This is a genomic window from Motiliproteus coralliicola (assembly GCF_003345655.1).
Classification (GTDB): Bacteria; Pseudomonadota; Gammaproteobacteria; order Pseudomonadales; family Balneatricaceae; genus Motiliproteus; species Motiliproteus coralliicola.
Map to the genome: position 1 here is coordinate 286,265 of NZ_QQOH01000004.1, position 18,902 is coordinate 305,166.

Genomic DNA, 18,902 nt, shown 5'->3' on the forward strand with positions numbered 1-18,902 from the left:
AGTTGTCGTATCCAATCTCATGGCTCACATTGAGCATGCTATCCTGTAGCGATCCAACGGCCATAAACCTTACGAATCATTCCCCAGTCCTTATGCCCCATCTGTTGGGCAACCCAAAGAGGGTTCTTACCCGCAGACAGCATCATCGAAGCAAAGGTATGCCGGGTTTGATAGGGGGAGCGATATTCTATACCGGCTGCGAGGAGGGCTGGTTTCCAGACTCTTTTTCGTATCGCCTGGTCATCATGCCATGGGACCCCGTTCTTGGGGTCATGGAATACTCTCAAGTCATCGGAAGTATAAGGCTGTTGAGCTTCGATAGCTGTCAGTGCATTTGGTTGTAATTCTACTGTTCGATGCCCAGAACTAGTCTTCGTCCCTTTCTCTTTGTTACGTACAACGGCTGTCCTGACATAAACCCGTTTGTTGGACGGGTCAAAATCTTCCCACCTTAAACCGATAAGCTCCGATGTTCGTAGTCCTGTCCAGAATGCGAACTGAATCAGATTCCGCTCTTGGCCATCAAGCCGGCTCAGAATTGCATCAATCTCTTCTAAGGCAAAAGGCTTGGGTTCACGAGTGCTTATAGGAAGATTCCGAAACCGATCCATCGGGTTTCGGTCAATTAGGCCTTCATAGAAAGCATCCTTAAAGATCTGGCGCAGCGGGGACAGAACGTTGTTGATTCGCTTGTGAGAAATTGCCACCTCATCTAACCATTGGTGGATGTGGTCGACCGAAAAATCATCAAGCGTTAGGCTGCCGAAAGTTGGAATTAAGTGATGATAGACGGCACTGTTGTAGTCTCTGATAGTGCTGTACTGGCACCGCTTCTCTACTCGTTTCAGCCAGTCCTTAAGTGCCTGCTCAATAGTGATCAACGCGCCTTTGTTGGATGAAAAGGTCAAGGCGTGCTTGCTGTTAGGGAAGTGCGATGCGTAATCAAATTTCCCCATAGCAATTTCATAGAGTATCGCTTCACGCTTTCGAGTCGCTTCCTTGAGGGCTGTCCGGGTCGGTTTAACCCGGAGTGTTTCTCTACAGCGCTGACCTTTATACATGAAACCGATAACAATGCTGTTACCGCGTGGTCTTACGCCGGTTTGCCCTCGATCCATGCTTCCACCGCCAAGTAGTTGATAAAGATTCGCCCGTTAGCGGCTTTGATCCAGTGGATCTTTTCTCGCCATATCCCCTTTTTCTTAAGGGCTCGGATAGACTCTTTTGACATCCCCGATTCAGCGGAGAATTTATCGATGGTTTTCCATTTCATCGCTAAGCTCCTTAGCCACTGAAGCGAACATAGTCATCGGAGGCGTATTCCGATAGATCAACGAGCATGTCATCGAATACGATGAATTCAGGCGGATGGAAAAATAGCTCTCGAATATAGTCGATAGCATCCTTGATCGATTTAATCTCAGACCTTTCAAAAGTTAGAGCGACCCAATCGTTATGCTCAATCCATTCATCTGGAGAAAGTGGGTCATCTTCATCTTGGCTATCGCTGTAGAAGTAATCTTCATAGGCTTGGCGGCACTGATCCCAATAAGTTGGGTGCTCAGAAAGCCCGTTTTCGGCAAGGAAATCGCTAGAGCAGTCCAGTACGTATTTGAGATGAAGTCCGAAAATAACTACATGAGGCTTCTTCAGTAGCTCTTTTCTTGCGTGATGGTAGTCATTGAACCCGCTTCTACGTGCAGCCTCGTCAAGGGCTTGTTGGTGTTTAATACCAAGCTCGGACTTGATGGTTTTGGCTTGAGCTTTGAGTTCTTTGATTTGAGAATCAGACATTGGAACACTCCTAATGCTTAATCAATCACCAATGGCCCACTCATCAGCAACAAGCTAATTAGGAATATCACAAAGTAAGTTGTGAGAAGTGGTGTTTCGCCAGTGTGGGCGGCAGGCACACCAAATTGCCTGAAAGACTTTATATCAGAACTAGAAACGGACGGTCAACACCTGTATGGGTATCGGCCGGTCGAGTTATGAAGTTCTTAGAATCAATGCCTTGCGGCCTACTATGCCCTACGGGCATGGGTAATCAGGGAGGGGTGGCCTCCTCCCTGAGTTAGTTATTAATTCACAAAATCATCAATTGTCTTTTCTCCATTTAAGATTGCTTCGGCATCTTCAGGCCACTTAATAAGCCCTTCTCGCTTGGCTCGGAACAGGTCATCAAGCCTAAGGGTATCTTTGACCTCGGGTAGCGCCATACCGAGTGTCTGTCTGATTATCTGGATCAGATTGGTCAGCTGAAGGCCGTCATGGTGGGAGATCTTCTCAAGCTCGAAAAGAGCACCTTCGACAAGCTCTAAGTCTTTAATAGAATGGGTGTTAGTCATCATCAGTATTTCTCCTACTGGTTGTGATTAGTGGCTGGCTCCAGTTGGCGCTGGCGTCAGTCACGATTGGATTTACTATGTTCTCCAGAAAGGTCCTGGCTCATGCTCAGGATCAAACAGCTGTTCGTTGTCGTATTCGAAAATCAGCCACTCCATCTCCAACCGTATCGTGGCGATCTCTCTCAACTTTTGATCGAAATAGAAGTTCAACTGGTCCCATACTTTGCCGGCTAGAAATGGGTCTTCTCTTTTCTGTAGCCCTCTCCAGTACCGTGAAAACTCGCGGATGATGTAGTGCAGATAGAGGCCCGTGCAGTCTCCGAAATTCTTCCTTGCGCGGGCTTCGATATCCTCTAGTGGCTCCAGATAAGGAATGACCTTCGGGGACACCATTAGTCTTCTACCATGACGAAGTCGCCGCAGAACTCGGTCTTAACTAGCTGCTCGATGCCTTCGGTGAATTTTACGAGTACCTCGATCTGTTCATTCATGGTCAGAACACCAACAACAACACCAGTCTTGCTGATTGGTGGGTTAGGCAGGCACGCGCGATCTTCAAGCCGAACGACTTCGCGGTTTAACACCGCGACAGCTTCTTCAACGGTAAAGCGGAGGTCTGGGTCCCAGTCACCCAAAGAATCAACACCCGGGAAATCGGTCATCTGTTTCATATCGTTATCTCGTTGGCTTGAACGCGCGTACAGTTATTGACACGAGTCCAAGGGAGCCGCGTCGGGTCGGCTGCGCCGATACCGTTCGCGTCTCTCCTTAGCTCGTTGGCAAAACCTGCTTGCTGCTCGCTCTCCGTCGCTCGCGCTTCGCTGGTCCTGCCTTCTCTTTCTAGTGAATCTGAGCCGATCAGCGTCCATTTCCTGAATCGTGAAATGAACTGATGACCATCGCTCTGCAGCCCAATGACTCGGGATGCGATGGGGTCGCCATAAGCGCCCAGGTTGTCTTCGAATAGTTCCCCCGTTTCTTCATCGACGCACTCTGTCTCGCTATAGAGAGGCTGGATTGGTCGGTCTTTCTTACGCAGGATCGGGCCACCCATTACCATGACGTACGCAGCCCACTCTGAAGCATCTGCAGCGATCATTGCCTGCATTAGCGCAGAGTCATCAGGCTTGGCATTTTTGAGCAAGTCAGAATGCGGAGAAGCTAGTCTTCGAAGCTCTCTCCAAACGGTTACGCTTGGACCTCCGATGAATTGGAATTGGCGGATTCCCCATGTGCTGGCCCAAGAGTCAATCGCGGCTGCAGCAGCTTTGGAATCACTGCCGTCTAGATCGTAATCGATGTGAGCACCGTCAATGTTCTTGGCGATGTATTTAGCGATGTAGCCAGCGGCGCTACCTTTCTCTCGGTCGATGCCAACAGCTTTAAAACGGTGCTTGGATGCCCCGCGTTCCTGGCCGTCTTCTTTCAATGAATACTCGGAGAAAATTTGCCGAACGGTTCTGCGATGTTGCTCAGGCATAAACAGCAGCAGATGCCAGTGAGGGGTTCCATCATGGTTTGGTTCAACGACCCGAATGCCGTAAACGAAGATCCCTTCGCGGTGAAGCTTTGCGCGGATGCACTGAAAAAGCTGGTTCAGGTGTTGGTGAGCTTCTATTGGTGTCGTGCCATCGTACTTCGGGTTGGCTTTTCCATTGCGCTTAAACCGGGCGTGCATCTTTGATGGGGCGGTTAGGGTGTAGAACTCGCCAATGTGACCAAGGTGCTCTGCTACCATCTCAAACCCTTTAATGCGGGTCATGAGTTCACCGCGGCGAATTGCTGGATTGGAAACAGATAGCTCGGCCAGCTCTTTAAGGCTGTATTTCTGCCCTTCATCGTTCTGAATGAAGGTGTTGGATAGGTAGTGATCGTTCCGGCTCTTTTGATCTTGCCGAATGCTTTGACTGATCATGCTGGAGTAGGGGGCGGCGTACTGTGACACCAGGCCGATATCTCGTGCGACGGCTTCGATAGTTCGGCGCTGGAGGGTAAACAGTTTTTTACGCCACCAGCGCTCACTTTCCATCCTGCGGATGCAAGGGCTGAATACTCCCTGCTCTTTGGGTGTCGGCGGCTCAAGGGTATATCGCTCCGCTAGTTGGGAGCAGAGCTGATACGACTTCAGAACGTAACCGTACCGAGCGGCAAAGTGCCGGCATCGACTCGCTTGGTAGTCTGCAAATCTTTTCAGCTGCACCGAGTCGGATGAGCAGTTGAAGTCTCTGATCTTGAGGCGAGCATCGAGGGCGCTTAGGTTTTGATTGGCGACAACGTAGCCTTTGGTTTTGGCTATGTCTTCGTAGATATGAGCAAACCCACTGGCTAGTTGTGGGTGGGCTTTGAAAATTTGAGCGCGGAATCGACGGCACTGGAAGGTTCCATAGCCATCAAGACGATTGGTGATGCTCGGCAGGTCTTGTGCCGAAATTGTGCCCGATCTGTGCCCAACTGTAGCCCTATGGGGACCACTGTGGACCAGATGGGTATTTGGGAGAGTTTGACCACAGGCCCCGTGGCCCGTGGTCTGCAGCGGTCTAGAATGGTCTCCAGTGCCGCTCTGTTTGGTGGAGCTGGCGGGACTTGAACCCGCGTCCACGATGTTTCCGAACCTATGATCTACATGCTTAGTCAGTCTTTTAAGTAACCCTTAAGACTCCGACAGACAGGATTCCGCAGGGCGTGCCGGATTAGTTTTAGCGCTTGGGTCCCCGGCCGGGCTTACACGCGATCCTGTATGGGATGACCCTCCGAACCCCAGCCTACAGGCAAGCCAGGTGGAAGGGCGCTAGGCAGGTGTTTAGGCTGCTAGTGCGTAGTTGTCGTCATTGGCAACTATAAGTTGGTATACGTTGATTTACGTGATCGTTTACCCCTCACGGCATGCACACAGGACATCCGCACCCTGTCGAAACCAAATCAGCCCCGAAACTTGTCGGTGTCCGTTATCGGCTTGCGGGCCGATGGGACTTTCCTCTCTTTTCTTCGCTGAATGCAGCGATAAGTTCTAGCTCAGCGTCTCCCCGTTGGAGTCGGGGAGGGGGGAGAAGTTCGAATTTGGTTGGCTTGGCGTTAGCCGCGCCCCATGATCCGTTGCTTCTGTCGACCCCAGTCGCGATCTTTTTCGGTCGCGCGCTTGTCGTGTTCTTTCTTACCCTTGGCCAGTGCGACTTCGCATTTGACCCGGCTGCCTTTCCAGTACAGCGCCATGGCGACGCAAGTATGGCCCTTCTGCTCGGTGCTGGCAAACAGCTTGGCCAGTTCGCGCTTGTTGAGCAGCAGCTTGCGCGGACGGGTTGGTTCGGCGACCACGTGGGTGCAGGCGGTCTGCAGCGGGGTGATGTAGGCCCCGAGGAGCCAGGCTTCACCGTCTTTGAGCCAGACGTAGCTGTCGACCAGTTGCACCTTGCCGGCGCGAATGCTTTTGACTTCCCATCCGGTCAGCACCAGGCCGGCCTCAAAGCGCTCTTCCACTTTGTAGTCAAAGCGGGCGCGTTTGTTTTGGACGATGGAGCCGGGGGAGGGGGATTTCTTCTTAGCCATGGGCGGCGATTATATAGGGAAAATCGCGTAAGTGTAGCGGATATGCACCGATGATCATTTTTTTCGACGGGGCATTCCTATAAAATCGCCCGACCTGTTTTCAGTCAGTCGGGTTTTTCATGCAAGATCGTCAATCTATTCACGGTTCCTGGGCGAGCCGTTGGACCTTTATTCTGGCCGCTACCGGTTCGTCCGTCGGCCTGGGCAACATTTGGAAGTTTCCGTACATCGCCGGCGAGAACGGCGGCGGTGCCTTTGTGCTGATGTATCTGGTGTGCATCGCGCTGGTCGGTATTCCGATCATGATGGCCGAGGTGCTGTTGGGACGTCGTGGGCGCCAGAGCCCGGTTAATACGCTAAAGGATATGGCGATTGAGATCGGTACCACCAAGCGCTGGGCCTGGATCGGCCTTTGTGGTGTCGCGGCCGGGATCATGATCCTGAGTTTCTACAGCGTCGTCTCCGGTTGGGTTATCGCTTACGTGGTTTACGCCGCCGAGGGCACCTTTACTGGCGCCGGGGTGGAGCAGATCGGCAAGGTCTTTAATGACCTGCTGGCCGACCCGCAGGAGCTGGTACTGTGGCACACGCTGTTTATGATCGTGGTGGCCGGTACCGTGGCGCGCGGCGTCAACAAGGGCCTGGAGGCCGGTATCCGTGTGCTGATGCCGATGCTGTTCGCGCTGCTGCTGTTGCTGTTGGTTTACGCCATCACCGCCGGTGATTTCGCCGCCGGCTGGGACTTTATGTTCCACGTCGATTTCGGCGCACTGAGCTGGGAAGCGGTGTTGATCGCGATGGGGCACGCCTTCTTTACCCTGAGCCTGGGGATGGGCTCGATCATGGTGTACGGCTCTTATATGCCGAAGAAAGCCTCGATCGGCGGCACGGTGTTGACCGTTGCCGGCCTGGATACGCTGGTGGCGCTGATTGCCGGTCTGGCGATCTTCCCGCTGGTATTCGGCAACCAGCTCGATCCGGGCGCGGGTCCTGGCCTGATGCTGGTTACCCTGCCGGTGGCCTTTGGTAACATGGCGGGAGGTCAGATCTTCGGCTTCCTGTTCTTCGCGATGGTGGCGATTGCGGCCTGGAGTTCGGCGATTTCGCTGCTGGAGCCGGTGGTGGCCTACGTGGTCGAGCGCTACAAGATCGGTCGGACCTCGGCCTGTGTGATCCTGAGCGGTTTCGTCTGGGTGCTGGGTGTCGGCGCGCTGGGCTCGTTCAACTTCGGCAGCGACTGGTCGTTCTTCGGGTTCAACTTCTTTGATCTGCTCGACTTTATGACCGCCAATATCATGCTGCCGTTGGGTGGATTGCTGGTCTGTATCTTCACCGGTTGGTGGGTCGGCAAGAAGATCACCGCCGACGAGCTGAACATGAAATCCGAGCTGGTGTTCAACAGCTGGTTCTTCGTGGTTCGCTTTATCGCTCCGGTGGCGGTGGCCATCGTCTTTATCGCCAACCTGTGGCAGAAGTTCGCAGGCTAACGGAGGCCCTATGACTCAAGTTGATCGCAGTGCCCTGGTTCTGCACTCCGCAGAGCAGATGTACGAGCTGGTGAACGACGTGATGAGCTATCCGTCGTTCCTGCCCTGGTGCAGCGGCGCTGAGATCATCGAGCAGGCCAAAGAGCAGATGGTGGCGAAGCTGAAGGTGGCCAAAGGCGGCTTCAAGTACAGCTTTGTCACCCGTAACTCGCTGGAGGCGCCGACCACGATCAAGATGGAGCTGGTCGAAGGGCCGTTCTCCAACCTGAGCGGCTACTGGCACTTCACCGCGTTGAGCGACGAGGCCTGCAAGGTCAACCTGAAGCTGGACTTCGATTTCAAAGGCAAACTGGCCGGGATGGCGATGAGTAAGGTGTTCAACCAGATCGCGATTGCGATGGTGGACGCCTTCTGCGCCCAGGCCGATAAACGCTACGGCTGAGTTTCAGCCCGCAGGTATCAACATGATCAATGTGGAAGTGGCCTTCGCGCTACCCGAAGAGCAGAAGATCGTCGCCCTGAAGGTGGAAGACGATTGCACCATCTATGACGCGGTGATCCGTTCCCGGATTGTGGAGTACTTTCCGCAGATCGATCCGGACAGTTTTCCGATGGGAATCTTCGGTAAGGCGGTGCGGGATCCGAAAACCGAGTTGCTCAAGGAAGGCCAGCGGGTGGAGATCTATCGGCCGCTGATTATCGATCCGAAGACCGCCCGCGCCAACCGCGCCGCCAAGATGAAAGCGGCGAAGCAGGATAAAGACTAGACAGCCGTCTAAAGACTAGAAAGTCTCGATCCGCCGAGGCTTATTGCGGCTCGGCGGTGGTGTCGGCCTGGGGTTGCGGACGGTAGTCGCCATCCATCTGAACCAGCTTGTCGTCTTCAAAGTACAGCGTCAGCCGTTTTTGCTCGAGTTCACCGTAGCCGGGCTTGAGGCTGTAGAAGTAATCCCAGCGGTTTTGGGTGAAGGTGTCGGTGACGATCGGCGATCCCATGATGTAACGAACCTGGCTGCGGGTCATGCCCGGCTTGAGCTTGTTAACCATCTCTTGGGTGATCAGGTTGCCCTGCTGCACATCGATCTTGTGTACGCCGGGAAAGAAGCCACCTTCGGGGATGTAACTCTCGATGGACGAACAGCCGCTAAGGCTGATCAGAGCGGTAGTTAGAGCCAAGGTGGAAATAAGATTTTTTTGCATTAGCTTACGGCTTCAATCAAACTGAGACGCAGGATGATAACCCATTCTTCCTGACGAGCTAAGCGCAAGTTAGTGACACTAGAAAAACGGTAAAAGAATTAATCATGAGTGCAGAGAATCAAGAACTTCGCAAAGCAGGCCTAAAAGTTACCCTTCCCCGGGTAAAAATCTACCAAATTCTGGAGAAGGCCGGCGAAGGTGATCACTTCAGTGCGGAAGATATCTATAAGCTCCTGATGGAGTCTGGTGAAGACGTTGGTCTGGCCACCGTTTACCGGGTACTGACCCAGTTTGAAGCCGCAGGTCTGGTCGTGCGCCACCACTTCGAAGGTGGTCATTCGGTGTTCGAACTGGCCGACGACGAGAAACACGATCACATCGTTTGTGTGAAGAGCGGTCTGGTCAAAGAGTTCAGCGATCCGCGCCTGAATGCGTTGCTGAATGAAATCGCCGAATCGATGGGCTTTACCGTCACCGACAGAACCATTTACCTCTACGGTGAACACAAGGATGCCAAAGATTAAGTAGCCGCAACGCTGCTGTAATCGTTAAAAAAGACCAGCCTGAGGCTGGTCTTTTTTTATGCCTGATCGGTAGCGCTTATCAGTGGTCGCTGGCGCTGGGTCCCGGGCACTGATCACCAGTCACGGCGCTGAAGGTAGAGAACTGGTGGTTCTGTGCTGAAGGATCAGTGCAGCGCCAGCATCTCTTCGGCGTGGTCGATCGAGCGCTGGGTGATATCGATACCACCTAGCATCCGGGCGATCTCTTGGATCCGGTCGTCGCTGTCGAGCTGACGGATCCGGGTTTTGTTGCTGCCGCGGCTGGTCTGCTTGCTGACCTGCAGGTGATGGTGGCCCTGGGAGGCGACCTGGGGCTGGTGGGTGACGCAGAGCACCTGACAGCGCTGACCCAGCTCGCGCAGCAGTCGTCCGACCACTTCGGCGATGGCGCCGCCGATTCCGACGTCCACCTCATCAAAGGCCAGCACCGGGGTGTCCGAGGTTTGGGCGGTCACCACCTGGATCGCCAGGCTGATCCGTGACAGTTCGCCACCGGAGGCGACCCGACTCAGCGCCTTGGCCGGTTGGCCGGGGTTGGTGCTGATCAGGAACTCGATCTCGTCTATCCCCTGGGCCTTGGGCTCGATCGGGGTCAGTTCGGGGTTGAAGCGGCTGTTGGGCATACCCAGCTGCTTGAGCTGCTCGTTGACCTGATCGCGCAGTTGCTTGGCGGTCTTGAGCCGCTGCTTGCTGAGTTTGGTGGCCAGTTTCTGATAGCTGTCCTGTTCCTGCTGGCAGCGGGCTTCGAGTTGCTCCAGCGCCTCGTCGCCCAGGCTCAGGCTGCTGAGCTCATCGGCCAGCTGCTGGTGCAGGGCCGGCAGTTGATCGGCCTCGACCCGATGTTTGCGGGCGATCTGAAAGAACAGCCCCAGGCGCTCTTCGACCTGCTGCAGTCGCTGCGGGTCCTGCTCGACCCGATCCAGGTAGTGGCCCAGCTCGCGGGAGGCTTCCTCCACCTGGATCAGCGCGTTGTTGATCATCTCGTTGACGCTGTCGAGGCTGTCGTTGCTCAGGTTTAGTTCGGCCAGTTGCTGCAGGCTGTGATTCAGCAGGCTGACGCAGTTGCCGTTATCGCTCTCGCTAAGCTGCTGGCGCACGGCCTCGCCGTTGAGCAGCAGGTTGTCGGCCTGGGCCAGCTGTTGCTGTTCCTGCTCCAGGGCCAGCAGTTCGTCCGGCTCCGGGGCCAGCTGGTCCAGCTCCTGTACCTGATAGCGCAGCAGCTGTTCGCGGGCGTTCTGTTCGTCGCTGCGGTTGCGCAACTGCTCCAGTTGCTGCTGCAACTGCTGCCAGGATTTGAACTGTTGCGCCACCTCGGAGGCCAGCGGTTCCAGTCCGCCGAAGCCATCCAGCAGCAGACGGTGGTGCTCTTTCTTCAATAGCTTCTGGTGTTCGTGCTGACCGTGGATTTCGATCAAGCGCTCACCCAGGGCGCGCAGATTGCCAAGCGGCGAGGGTTGACCGTTGATGTAGGCCCGCGAGCGACCGTTGCGTCCGACCACCCGGCGCAGGATGCAGTCATCGCCCTGGTCCAGTTGCTGCGTCTCCAGCCAGGCGCGGGCGTGGGGCAGTTGGCTCAGATCGAAGCTGGCGCAGATCTCGGCCCGCTCGCTACCGTGGCGCACCATGTCGGAATCGCTGCGATCGCCGAGCGCCAGTCCCAGCGCGTCCAGCATGATCGACTTGCCGGCGCCGGTCTCGCCGCTGATGACGGTCATGCCGTGGTCCAGCTCGATATCGAGTTGTTCAATCAGGGTGAAGTCGCGAATGCTCAGGTGGGTCAGCATGGTCATCTCCGGAGATAACGGATGTCGAATTCATGGTTATTTATACAGTACTTTTTTTGATCTCGCCAGCGATCTTAGCGAGACGAATTTTTAGCCTTGTTTTTGGCCTTGAAAGCCGCGCGGTTATCCCCATATAGGCCACAGTAATGATTTTGACCGTCTGAACGAGAGTTGGAGGCGTAGATGGCGAACGAAGACAAGGCTCCGGTTGAAGAGACAATCGAGCAGCCCGAATCCACCGTAGAGGTTGAGCTGGAGACAGCCGCCGAAGTTGAGGCCCAGCAGCAGAGCGAGCAAGACCAAGGCGCTGAGCAGCTGCAGCAGGAGCTGGAACAGGCTCAACAGGCTTTGGCCGAAGCGCAGGAGCAGGTGCTGCGTGCCCAGGCTGACGTGCAGAACATGCGTCGTCGTGCCGAGCAGGACGTGGCTAAGGCGCGCAAGTTCGCGCTGGAGAAGTTCGCCGAAGAGCTGCTGCCGGTGGTGGATAACCTCGAGCGCGGTATCGAGTCGTCCCAGAACGACCAGGCCGATGTGGCAACACTGCGTGAAGGGGTTGAGATGACCCTGAGCATGTTCGTCAACGCGCTGAAGAAGTTCAACATGGAGCCGGTGGATCCGCAGGGCGAGCCCTTCGATCCGCAGCTGCATCAAGCGATGTCGATGGTCGAAAACGACAACGTCGAACCCAACACCGTGCTGCACGTGATGCAGAAGGGCTATCTGCTCAACGGTCGTCTGGTTCGCCCGGCGATGGTGATGGTATCCAAAGGCGGTGCCAAGAAGCCGGATGCACCAAAAATCGACGAGCAGGCTTGAATCCCTGCGAAACGTACCTATATAGGCATTAACTGAATTCAAGCCGGCGGTCAGCACCCTATCTGGACGGCCGGCTAAGCAAGACTGGAGCAAAACATGGGTAAAGTAATTGGTATTGACCTGGGCACCACCAACTCCTGCGTGGCGGTACTGGACGGCGAAAAGCCGAAAGTTATCGAGAATGCCGAAGGCGATCGCACCACACCGTCGATCATCGCCTACACCGACGACAACGAAATTCTGGTCGGTCAGTCGGCCAAGCGTCAGGCGGTCACCAATCCGGACAACACCTTGTTCGCCATCAAGCGTCTGATCGGTCGTCGTTTCAAAGACGACGTGGTCCAGAAAGACATCAAAATGGTGCCGTACAACATCATCGAAGCCGACAACGGCGACGCTTGGGTTAACGTCAAGGATCAGAAGCTGGCTCCGCCGCAGATCTCTGCCGAAACCCTGAAGAAGATGAAGAAGACCGCCGAAGACTTCCTCGGTGAAGCCGTCACCGAAGCGGTTATCACCGTACCGGCTTACTTCAACGACTCTCAGCGTCAGGCCACCAAGGACGCCGGTAAGATCGCCGGTCTGGACGTCAAGCGGATCATCAACGAGCCGACTGCCGCCGCACTGGCCTACGGTATGGACAAGAACCGTGGCGACAGCACCATCGCGGTTTACGACCTGGGTGGTGGTACCTTCGATATCTCCATCATCGAGATCGCCGAAGTTGACGGCGAGCACCAGTTCGAAGTGCTGTCCACCAACGGTGACACTTTCCTGGGTGGTGAAGACTTCGACCTGCGTCTGATCGAGTACCTTGCCGACAGCTTCAAGAAAGAGTCCGGCATCGACCTGCACAACGACCCGCTGGCGCTGCAGCGTCTGAAAGAAGCGGCCGAGAAGGCCAAAGTTGAGCTGTCCACCAGCCAGCAGACCGACGTGAACCTGCCGTACATCACCGCTGACGCTTCCGGTCCTAAGCACCTGAACGTCAAGGTAACCCGCGCCAAGCTGGAATCTCTGGTTGAAGAGCTGGTTGAAAACTCGCTGGCACCTTGCGCCCAGGCGCTGAAGGACGCCGGTGTTAGCGCTTCCGAGATCGACGACGTGATTCTGGTCGGTGGTCAGACCCGGATGCCGCTGGTACAGGAAAAAGTTAAAGCGTTCTTCGGCAAAGAAGCCCGTAAGGACGTTAACCCTGACGAAGCCGTTGCCATGGGTGCTTCCATCCAGGGTGCGGTACTGTCCGGTGAAGTTAAGGACGTGCTGCTGCTGGACGTTACCCCGCTGACCCTGGGTATCGAAACCATGGGTGGCGTGGCGACTCCGCTGATCGAGAAGAACACCACCATCCCGACCAAGAAGTCGCAGGTATTCTCTACAGCCGACGACAACCAGACCGCGGTAACCATCCACGTGGTTCAGGGTGAGCGTAAGCAAGCGGTTCAGAACAAGTCCCTGGGTCGTTTCGACCTGGCCGACATCCCGCCGGCACCGCGCGGCATGCCGCAGATCGAGGTCAGCTTCGACCTGGATGCCAACGGTATTCTGAACGTGTCCGCCAAGGACAAGGCCACCGGCAAAGAGCAGTCCATCGTGATCAAGGCCTCTTCCGGTCTGTCCGACGATGAGATCGAGAAGATGGTTGCCGATGCCGAAGCGCACTCTGCCGAGGACGAGAAGTTCGAAGCGCTGATCGGTGCCCGTAACGCGGCCGACGGCATGATCCACACCAGCAAGAAGACGCTGGAAGAAGCCGGTGACAAGGCCACCGACGAAGAGAAAGCAGCCATCGAAGCGGCCATCTCTGCGCTGGAAGAAGCCGTTAAGGGTGACGATAAGGACGACATCGAAGCCAAGACCAACGCCCTGACCGAAGCGGTCTCCGGTGTGGCTCAGAAGATGTACGCCGACGCGGCTGCGGCCGAGCAGGCTGCTGGTGGTGCTGAGCAGGCACAGGATGCCGACTCCGCCAAGGCTGACGACGTTGTCGACGCCGAGTTCGAAGAAGTCAAAGACGACAACAAGAAGTAAGTCGTTACTGACTTGATGACAAGCGGGCTGTCGCGAACGCGGCAGTCCGACTGTCAAACCAGCGCGGGGGCAAGTCTCCCGCGTTGCTGTATCTGACCTTCAGGCAGAATTAAAGCTACTGCACTCGGTTATACAGCGTTAAAAGTCGGTTCAAAATGCTCACTTACCAGCCTGTAAGCTGCGCTTTCTCACCGACTTTTGCCTTGTCTAACCTTCGTTCGTGACGCTTTTCTCCAGCCTGAAGTTGGTAGTGGTGGTTTAAACCACACTCAACGAGCAAAAAGCTATGTCCAAACGCGATTATTACGAAGTGCTGGGGGTCTCCCGCGACTCCTCCGACCGTGACATCAAAAAGGCCTATCGCCGCCTGGCGATGAAGTACCATCCGGACCGGAACCCCGATGATTCGGCGGCCGAGGAGAAGTTCAAGGAGGCCAACGAGGCCTACGAAGTGCTGTCCGACGCCCAGAAGAAGGCGGCTTACGATCAGTACGGCCATGCCGGGGTCGACCCGAACATGGGCGGTGGCCACGGTGCTGGCGCCGGCGGTTTCGGTGATATCTTCGGCGACGTGTTTGGTGACATCTTCGGCGGAGGCGGCGGTGGTGGCCGTCGTTCCCGCGTCCAGCGTGGCGCGGACCTGCGCTACAACATGGAGCTGGATCTGGAAGAGGCCGTTCGCGGTGTCGAAAAGCAGATCCGGATTCCGACCCAGGTCGCCTGTGAGACCTGTAACGGTTCCGGTGCCAAGCCGGGTACTTCACCGAAAACCTGTGGCACCTGTGGTGGCATGGGTCAGGTACGGATGCAGCAGGGCTTCTTCTCGGTCCAGCAGACCTGTCCGGCCTGTCACGGCGAAGGCTCGATCGTCAGCGATCCGTGCACCGACTGTCACGGCCGTGGCCGCACCGAAGAGACCAAGACCCTGTCGGTCAAGATCCCGCCCGGAGTGGATACCGGTGACCGGATCCGTCTGGCCGGCGAAGGCGAAGCCGGCTCCCACGGCGGTCCATCCGGCGATCTGTTCGTGCAGGTGTCGGTGCGTCAGCATCCGATCTTCGATCGCGATGGCCGTAACCTCTACTGTGAGGTGCCGGTCAGCTTCGTCGATGCCGCCCTGGGTGGTGAGATCGAAGTACCGACCCTCGATGGTCGGGTCAAGCTGAAGGTGCCGGCCGAGTCCCAGACCGGCAAGATGTTCCGCCTGCGTGGCCGCGGTGTGCCGCCGGTTCGCGGTGGTGCCACCGGTGACCTGATGTGCCGGGTTGTGGTCGAGACCCCGGTCAACCTCAACAGCCGTCAGAAAGAGCTGCTGCGTGAGTTCCAGTCGACCCTGGATGAGAAGTACGAGAAGCACTCGCCGAAGAAGACCACCTTCTTCGACGGAGTGAAGAAGTTCTTCGAGGATATCTAGCCCTGACTGTTTCAGCACGTTATGGCGTCGTTAAAAACGGGTTCAAAATGCTCATTTACAATCAGTAAACTCCGCTTTTTCACCCGTTTTTGCCTAGCCCTAACGCACTGACCCAAGCCAGTGCTGCTGAGTGAAAGCCGCATTAAATGAAACGCCCCGCTAGCTTAGCTACCGGGGCGTTTTTTATGGATGGCTTTTGGTTGAGAGCGACGCTGAGTTACTGATCGTCGTCGAGTTGATACAGATAGCAACTGCCCTGGCCGGCTTTGAGCTGGCGATGCAGGCGCCAGTTGGCGGGTACCGGTAGTGGTTGCAGCTCGGACTCGGCTTCGACGTAGATCCAGCCGCCGGGGCGGATCAGTTGGCGTTGGTTCAGCTGTTCGCAGCAATCGGCCAATAGCCCCTTGCCGTAGGGCGGATCCAGGAAGACCAGATCGTAGCCTGGCTCACTGGAGGCTTGTTGCAGCCAACTGGTGGCGCTGGCCTGTACGAGGGTGGAATCGTCCAGTGCATCGAGCAGGCGCAGGTTCTGTTTGAGCTGATCCACCGCCGCGGCGGCTGTATCGACCAGGGTTAGGTGGGATGCGCCCCGTGACAGGGCTTCCAACCCCAGTGCGCCGCTGCCGGCAAACATATCCAGTACCCGTGCGCCCGGTAGTTGGGTTTGCAGCCAGTTGAACAGGGTTTCCCGGACTCGGTCGGTGGTGGGACGAAGCCCCGGCAGGTCGGCGAATTCGAGTTTACGGCCGCGCCAGCGCCCGGCGATGATCCGCAGCCGCTGCTGGCCGGTCTTGGCTTTGGCAGACTGTCCCGGCCCTTTGGGGCGTGAGCGGCGGCGAGAAGCGGCGGGTTTTGACGGGCGTCGGGGCATATCAGAATCGCTTTTTAACTGGCTGTCGTGGATGGATAGGGCTTGTGGTTAAGGCTTGGTCAGTGTTTCGCTGCCGAAGCGCTCGGGACTTAACTCGGCTTCCAGCCGTTGCCGCAAAGCCGCCCCATCAAGGTTCGCTATTGTAGCCTCAAACCGGGGCAGATAATCCAATGGCAGCTCGTAGAAGGCGATCACCTCCAGCTGCTCCAGCAGGGCGTCCGGTCGCTGGGGCAGCGCTTCCAGCTGTTCACCGATCTGCTCCGCCAGTTGGCGTACCTCCCAGTCCTTCATTCCGTTCAGACGTTGCTGAATCGACTGCAGCTGGCCTGGCAGGCTGGCATCGCTGTGCCTGGGCAGCCAGACCCGCCAGCTGCGTTGGGTGCTGCTCAGTTGTTGGATCTGGAACTGCTCGCTGAGTCCGGCCAGGATTCGGCTGTGGAGCAGCGCCTGGGTAAAGCTGTCCTGGTTTCTGCCCGGCAAGGACTGCCAGGGTACGGCGGCGGCTATCGGTTCGGTGCGAGTTTCGGCAGGAGGCCAGGGTTGGCCTGGCGGCAGCTGAGTCAGCCAGGATTGAATGGGCGGCTGCCAACTGTCGACTTCGGATGCGCGCAGTGCAAGTCGCAGATTGGCCTGATTGAACAGCTGTTGCTGTAAAGTCTCCAGCGCCTGGGCTGTCGGTAGGCCAGATTCGCCCCGTAGTTGTCGATCAAGCCGTTGCAGTCGGCTCTGTTGGTCGCGCTGCAGGTGGCGACGGGCTTGCTCGAGATCGAGTTGCTGCTGGCGCTGCTCGGGGCTGAACGGCGCTGTCAGCGCGCTCAGCAGCTGGGCAAGCCGATCATTCAGGCCGGTAGCAGAGGCAGGGGTGTGGATCAGGGTCAGTCGGTCCGGATGGGGCTGCAGCTGCCACTGTGCCGCCAAGCCGGATTGTTGCAAACGTTGTTGCAGCAGTTCGTTGAGTAAGAGCGCCGCCGTCGAAATCTGCAGCCCGGGGTCGGGTAGGGCGAAGCTGAGTCGAAGTTGAGCCGGTTGCTCGGCGTCGCTCAGGTGGGTCAGCACCACGCCGTCCAGCTGCCGACGCTCGAAGTCCGGCCAGGGATTGGTATCGATCGACAGCAGCGCCACCGCTGCGACGCAGACGATGATGATCAGGTTGAGTTGGCGGCGGCTGAACAGGGGTTTGTGGGGCTTCATTGCCACTCCTTGAAACAGGCTTAGAAGTCTAACCGCAGCAAGCGCTTGCGTCAGCAACAGCGGCGCAGAACTGTGGTAACATTTGCCGCTGTTTGGCTTGCCGTTTTGCGACGATGTGTCCCGGGGCAAGCGTATCTGAATTTAAGTGGATCTGAATTGATGAACGGGTTGGTTCAGGCTCTAGGTGGGCCCGAGATATTTCCCTACGTAATGGGGGCGCTGGCGTTGGTTATTTCGCTGGCGGGGGCTTACTGGTTAACCCGTTCGGATAATGGAGCGGATAACTAATATGGGCTGGACGAGTAAATTTAAGCGATTGTTCGGAGCCGAAGAGGCCAAACCGGCCGCTGACGAGGCGGTAGCGGATGAGCAGGCGGCCGAGGAGCAGAGTGCAGAGCTGTCGCCGAAGTCGGAGCCATCCTCTGAGCAGCCCAGCGATCAATCGACTCAAGTAGAGCCTCAGCCGGAAGAAGAGTCTCAGTCGGCAGAAGAGCCAAAGCCGCTAGAAGAATCTCAGTCGGTAGAAGAGAACCCGCCGGTAGCGGAATCCAGCTCTGAAGCGGAAGCTCTTGTTGAGCCTGAGCCTGAGCCTGAGCCTGAGCCTGAGCCTGAGCCTGAGCCTGAGCCTGAGCCTGAGCCTGAGCCTGAGCCTGAGCCTGAGCCTGAGCCTGAGCCTGAGCCGGAACCCACGCCCGAGCCGGAACCGGTGGCGTCAGCCGAACAGCCCAAGTCGGGTTGGTTTGATCGGATTAAGAAGGGCCTGGGCCGCACCAAGGCCAATCTGACCGATGGTCTGGCCAATCTGTTCCTGGGCGCCAAGGAGATCGATGACGATCTGCTCGAAGAGATCGAGACCCAGTTGCTGCTGGCCGATATCGGGGTCGAGGCAACCACCGAAATCATCGAAAACCTGACCGACCGGGTGGCGCGTAAGCAGCTTGGTGATGCCGAGGCGCTTTACCAGGCGTTGCAGCAGGAGTTGGCGGGGCTGTTGTCCGAACACAGCGGCGCGCTCCAGGTTGATTCCAGCAAGCAGCCCTATGTGATCCTGATGGTTGGCGTGAACGGGGTGGGTAAAACCACCACCATCGGCAAGCTGGCCAAGCGCTTCCAGGCCGAAGGCAAGTCAGTCATGTTGGCGGCCGGTGATACCTTCCGTGCAGCGGCGGTGGAGCAGCTGGAAGTTTGGGGCGAGCGCAACAATGTGCCGGTGGTAGCCCAGCATACCGGCGCCGACAGCGCCTCGGTGATCTACGATGCGGTCCAGTCGGCCAAGGCCAAGGGCGTCGATGTGGTGATCGCCGATACCGCCGGACGTTTGCAGAACAAAGCCCACCTGATGACCGAGCTGGAGAAGGTCGTTCGGGTGACGCGCAAACTGGACGACACCGCGCCCCATGAGGTGATGCTGGTGCTCGATGCCGGAACCGGCCAGAACGCGCTGAGCCAGGCGGCACTGTTCACCGACGCGGTGGGTGTCACCGGGATTACCCTGACTAAACTCGACGGCACCGCCAAAGGCGGGGTGATCTTCGCGATCGCCAAGCAGTTGGATCTGCCGATTCGCTTTATCGGTGTCGGCGAGCAGATCGACGATCTGCGGCCGTTCGATGCCGATGAGTTTATCCAGGCACTGTTCGCCCGCGACTAGGTT

21 protein-coding genes and 1 other RNA gene are annotated in these 18,902 nt (G+C 56.9%); 9 read left to right on the plus strand and 13 right to left on the minus strand.

Annotated elements, in window-relative coordinates:
• Positions 1–38: 38 nt before the first annotated feature.
• From DV711_RS15275 to smpB, 9 genes are all read right to left on the minus strand, one after another.
• Positions 39–1,118, minus strand: a complete 1,080-nt coding sequence (locus DV711_RS15275; RefSeq protein WP_114696587.1) for a site-specific integrase — start codon at positions 1,116–1,118, stop codon at positions 39–41.
• Positions 1,094–1,273, minus strand: coding sequence for a hypothetical protein (locus tag DV711_RS15280; RefSeq protein WP_114696588.1), 180 nt, complete (start codon positions 1,271–1,273; stop codon positions 1,094–1,096). The genes DV711_RS15275 and DV711_RS15280 overlap by 25 nt, the downstream gene beginning before the upstream one ends.
• 11 nt (positions 1,274–1,284) lie before the next feature.
• Complete coding sequence (locus DV711_RS15285; protein ID WP_114696589.1) at positions 1,285–1,794, minus strand: hypothetical protein; 510 nt, start codon at positions 1,792–1,794, stop codon at positions 1,285–1,287.
• Between the two features lie 287 nt (positions 1,795–2,081).
• Positions 2,082–2,351, minus strand: coding sequence for a hypothetical protein (locus DV711_RS15290; protein WP_114696590.1), 270 nt, complete (start codon positions 2,349–2,351; stop codon positions 2,082–2,084).
• A gap of 72 nt (positions 2,352–2,423) precedes the next feature.
• Positions 2,424–2,738 (minus strand): hypothetical protein, encoded by a 315-nt coding sequence (locus DV711_RS15295; protein WP_133297470.1) that lies wholly within the window; start codon positions 2,736–2,738, stop codon positions 2,424–2,426.
• Positions 2,739–2,740: 2 nt separating this feature from the next.
• A complete protein-coding gene (locus DV711_RS15300) occupies positions 2,741–3,019 on the minus strand; it encodes a hypothetical protein (protein ID WP_114696592.1) in 279 nt (92 codons plus the stop codon).
• Positions 3,016–4,947: a replication endonuclease gene (locus DV711_RS15305; protein ID WP_165840132.1), complete on the minus strand. Its 1,932-nt coding sequence runs from the start codon at positions 4,945–4,947 to the stop codon at positions 3,016–3,018. Before DV711_RS15305 ends, DV711_RS15300 begins: the two co-directional genes overlap by 4 nt.
• Positions 4,914–5,275: a transfer-messenger RNA gene (ssrA, locus tag DV711_RS15310) on the minus strand. Before ssrA ends, DV711_RS15305 begins: the two co-directional genes overlap by 34 nt.
• 145 nt (positions 5,276–5,420) lie before the next feature.
• Positions 5,421–5,891 (minus strand): SsrA-binding protein SmpB, encoded by a 471-nt coding sequence (gene smpB / locus DV711_RS15315; protein WP_114696593.1) that lies wholly within the window; start codon positions 5,889–5,891, stop codon positions 5,421–5,423.
• A 119-nt stretch (positions 5,892–6,010) separates the two neighbouring features.
• On the opposite strand from smpB, the gene DV711_RS15320 reads away from it, so the two are divergent.
• From DV711_RS15320 to DV711_RS15330, 3 genes are read left to right on the plus strand one after another with little or no spacing between them, the layout of a single operon-like run.
• Complete coding sequence (locus DV711_RS15320; protein WP_114696594.1) at positions 6,011–7,378, plus strand: sodium-dependent transporter; 1,368 nt, start codon at positions 6,011–6,013, stop codon at positions 7,376–7,378.
• A gap of 10 nt (positions 7,379–7,388) precedes the next feature.
• Positions 7,389–7,820 (plus strand): type II toxin-antitoxin system RatA family toxin, encoded by a 432-nt coding sequence (locus DV711_RS15325; RefSeq protein ID WP_114696595.1) that lies wholly within the window; start codon positions 7,389–7,391, stop codon positions 7,818–7,820.
• 22 nt (positions 7,821–7,842) lie between these two features.
• On the plus strand, positions 7,843–8,145 hold the full coding sequence (locus tag DV711_RS15330) for an RnfH family protein (protein ID WP_114696596.1): 303 nt from the start codon (positions 7,843–7,845) through the stop codon (positions 8,143–8,145).
• A gap of 40 nt (positions 8,146–8,185) precedes the next feature.
• Here DV711_RS15330 and DV711_RS15335 read toward each other — a convergent pair whose 3' ends face one another.
• On the minus strand, positions 8,186–8,578 hold the full coding sequence (locus tag DV711_RS15335; RefSeq protein ID WP_114696597.1) for an outer membrane protein assembly factor BamE: 393 nt from the start codon (positions 8,576–8,578) through the stop codon (positions 8,186–8,188).
• A gap of 104 nt (positions 8,579–8,682) precedes the next feature.
• Here DV711_RS15335 and fur point away from each other — a divergent pair, with 104 nt between their 5' ends.
• Positions 8,683–9,102, plus strand: a complete 420-nt coding sequence (gene fur, locus DV711_RS15340) for a ferric iron uptake transcriptional regulator (RefSeq protein ID WP_114696598.1) — start codon at positions 8,683–8,685, stop codon at positions 9,100–9,102.
• A 164-nt stretch (positions 9,103–9,266) separates the two neighbouring features.
• On the opposite strand, the gene recN is transcribed toward fur, so the two are convergent.
• Positions 9,267–10,925: a DNA repair protein RecN gene (gene recN, locus DV711_RS15345; RefSeq protein WP_114696599.1), complete on the minus strand. Its 1,659-nt coding sequence runs from the start codon at positions 10,923–10,925 to the stop codon at positions 9,267–9,269.
• Positions 10,926–11,108: 183 nt separating this feature from the next.
• On the opposite strand from recN, the gene grpE reads away from it, so the two are divergent.
• The 3 genes from grpE to dnaJ all read left to right on the plus strand — a co-directional run bounded on the left by grpE (position 11,109) and on the right by dnaJ (position 15,186).
• Positions 11,109–11,741 (plus strand): nucleotide exchange factor GrpE, encoded by a 633-nt coding sequence (gene grpE, locus DV711_RS15350; protein ID WP_114696600.1) that lies wholly within the window; start codon positions 11,109–11,111, stop codon positions 11,739–11,741.
• A 96-nt stretch (positions 11,742–11,837) separates the two neighbouring features.
• On the plus strand, positions 11,838–13,772 hold the full coding sequence (gene dnaK, locus DV711_RS15355) for a molecular chaperone DnaK (protein ID WP_114696601.1): 1,935 nt from the start codon (positions 11,838–11,840) through the stop codon (positions 13,770–13,772).
• A 286-nt stretch (positions 13,773–14,058) separates the two neighbouring features.
• Complete coding sequence (dnaJ, locus tag DV711_RS15360) at positions 14,059–15,186, plus strand: molecular chaperone DnaJ (protein ID WP_114696602.1); 1,128 nt, start codon at positions 14,059–14,061, stop codon at positions 15,184–15,186.
• Positions 15,187–15,403: 217 nt separating this feature from the next.
• Here dnaJ and rsmD read toward each other — a convergent pair whose 3' ends face one another.
• Positions 15,404–16,057 carry a 16S rRNA (guanine(966)-N(2))-methyltransferase RsmD gene (gene rsmD / locus DV711_RS15365; RefSeq protein WP_114696603.1) on the minus strand — a complete coding sequence of 218 codons (654 nt, stop codon included), beginning with the start codon at positions 16,055–16,057 and terminating at the stop codon, positions 15,404–15,406.
• Positions 16,058–16,105: 48 nt separating this feature from the next.
• The gene (locus DV711_RS15370; protein WP_114696604.1) at positions 16,106–17,248 is read right to left on the minus strand and encodes a hypothetical protein; all 1,143 of its coding nucleotides are present in this window, start codon (positions 17,246–17,248) and stop codon (positions 16,106–16,108) included.
• A gap of 159 nt (positions 17,249–17,407) precedes the next feature.
• On the opposite strand from DV711_RS15370, the gene DV711_RS19710 reads away from it, so the two are divergent.
• Entirely contained in the window at positions 17,408–17,536 is a 129-nt protein-coding gene (locus tag DV711_RS19710) for a hypothetical protein (RefSeq protein WP_279386520.1), read from the plus strand.
• 1 nt (position 17,537) lies between these two features.
• Positions 17,538–18,899 carry a signal recognition particle-docking protein FtsY gene (ftsY, locus tag DV711_RS15375; RefSeq protein ID WP_114696605.1) on the plus strand — a complete coding sequence of 454 codons (1,362 nt, stop codon included), beginning with the start codon at positions 17,538–17,540 and terminating at the stop codon, positions 18,897–18,899.
• Positions 18,900–18,902 lie beyond the last annotated feature (3 nt).

Bases quoted from the DNA above. Each gene is read 5' to 3' on its own strand.
- dnaK (WP_114696601.1), top strand. From the start codon at position 11,838: ATGGGTAAAGTAATTGGTATTGACCTGGGCACCACCAACTCCTGCGTG.
- dnaJ (WP_114696602.1), top strand. From the start codon at position 14,059: ATGTCCAAACGCGATTATTACGAAGTGCTGGGGGTCTCCCGCGACTCC.
- DV711_RS19710 (WP_279386520.1), top strand. From the start codon at position 17,408: ATGAACGGGTTGGTTCAGGCTCTAGGTGGGCCCGAGATATTTCCCTAC.
- recN (WP_114696599.1), bottom strand. From the start codon at position 10,925: ATGCTGACCCACCTGAGCATTCGCGACTTCACCCTGATTGAACAACTC.
- DV711_RS15285 (WP_114696589.1), bottom strand. From the start codon at position 1,794: ATGTCTGATTCTCAAATCAAAGAACTCAAAGCTCAAGCCAAAACCATC.
- rsmD (WP_114696603.1), bottom strand. From the start codon at position 16,057: ATGCCCCGACGCCCGTCAAAACCCGCCGCTTCTCGCCGCCGCTCACGC.
- grpE (WP_114696600.1), top strand. From the start codon at position 11,109: ATGGCGAACGAAGACAAGGCTCCGGTTGAAGAGACAATCGAGCAGCCC.
- DV711_RS15330 (WP_114696596.1), top strand. From the start codon at position 7,843: ATGATCAATGTGGAAGTGGCCTTCGCGCTACCCGAAGAGCAGAAGATC.
- DV711_RS15275 (WP_114696587.1), bottom strand. From the start codon at position 1,118: ATGGATCGAGGGCAAACCGGCGTAAGACCACGCGGTAACAGCATTGTT.
- ftsY (WP_114696605.1), top strand. From the start codon at position 17,538: ATGGGCTGGACGAGTAAATTTAAGCGATTGTTCGGAGCCGAAGAGGCC.
- DV711_RS15280 (WP_114696588.1), bottom strand. From the start codon at position 1,273: ATGAAATGGAAAACCATCGATAAATTCTCCGCTGAATCGGGGATGTCA.
- smpB (WP_114696593.1), bottom strand. From the start codon at position 5,891: ATGGCTAAGAAGAAATCCCCCTCCCCCGGCTCCATCGTCCAAAACAAA.
- DV711_RS15320 (WP_114696594.1), top strand. From the start codon at position 6,011: ATGCAAGATCGTCAATCTATTCACGGTTCCTGGGCGAGCCGTTGGACC.
- DV711_RS15300 (WP_114696592.1), bottom strand. From the start codon at position 3,019: ATGAAACAGATGACCGATTTCCCGGGTGTTGATTCTTTGGGTGACTGG.
- DV711_RS15335 (WP_114696597.1), bottom strand. From the start codon at position 8,578: ATGCAAAAAAATCTTATTTCCACCTTGGCTCTAACTACCGCTCTGATC.
- DV711_RS15325 (WP_114696595.1), top strand. From the start codon at position 7,389: ATGACTCAAGTTGATCGCAGTGCCCTGGTTCTGCACTCCGCAGAGCAG.
- DV711_RS15370 (WP_114696604.1), bottom strand. From the start codon at position 17,248: ATGAAGCCCCACAAACCCCTGTTCAGCCGCCGCCAACTCAACCTGATC.
- fur (WP_114696598.1), top strand. From the start codon at position 8,683: ATGAGTGCAGAGAATCAAGAACTTCGCAAAGCAGGCCTAAAAGTTACC.
- DV711_RS15290 (WP_114696590.1), bottom strand. From the start codon at position 2,351: ATGATGACTAACACCCATTCTATTAAAGACTTAGAGCTTGTCGAAGGT.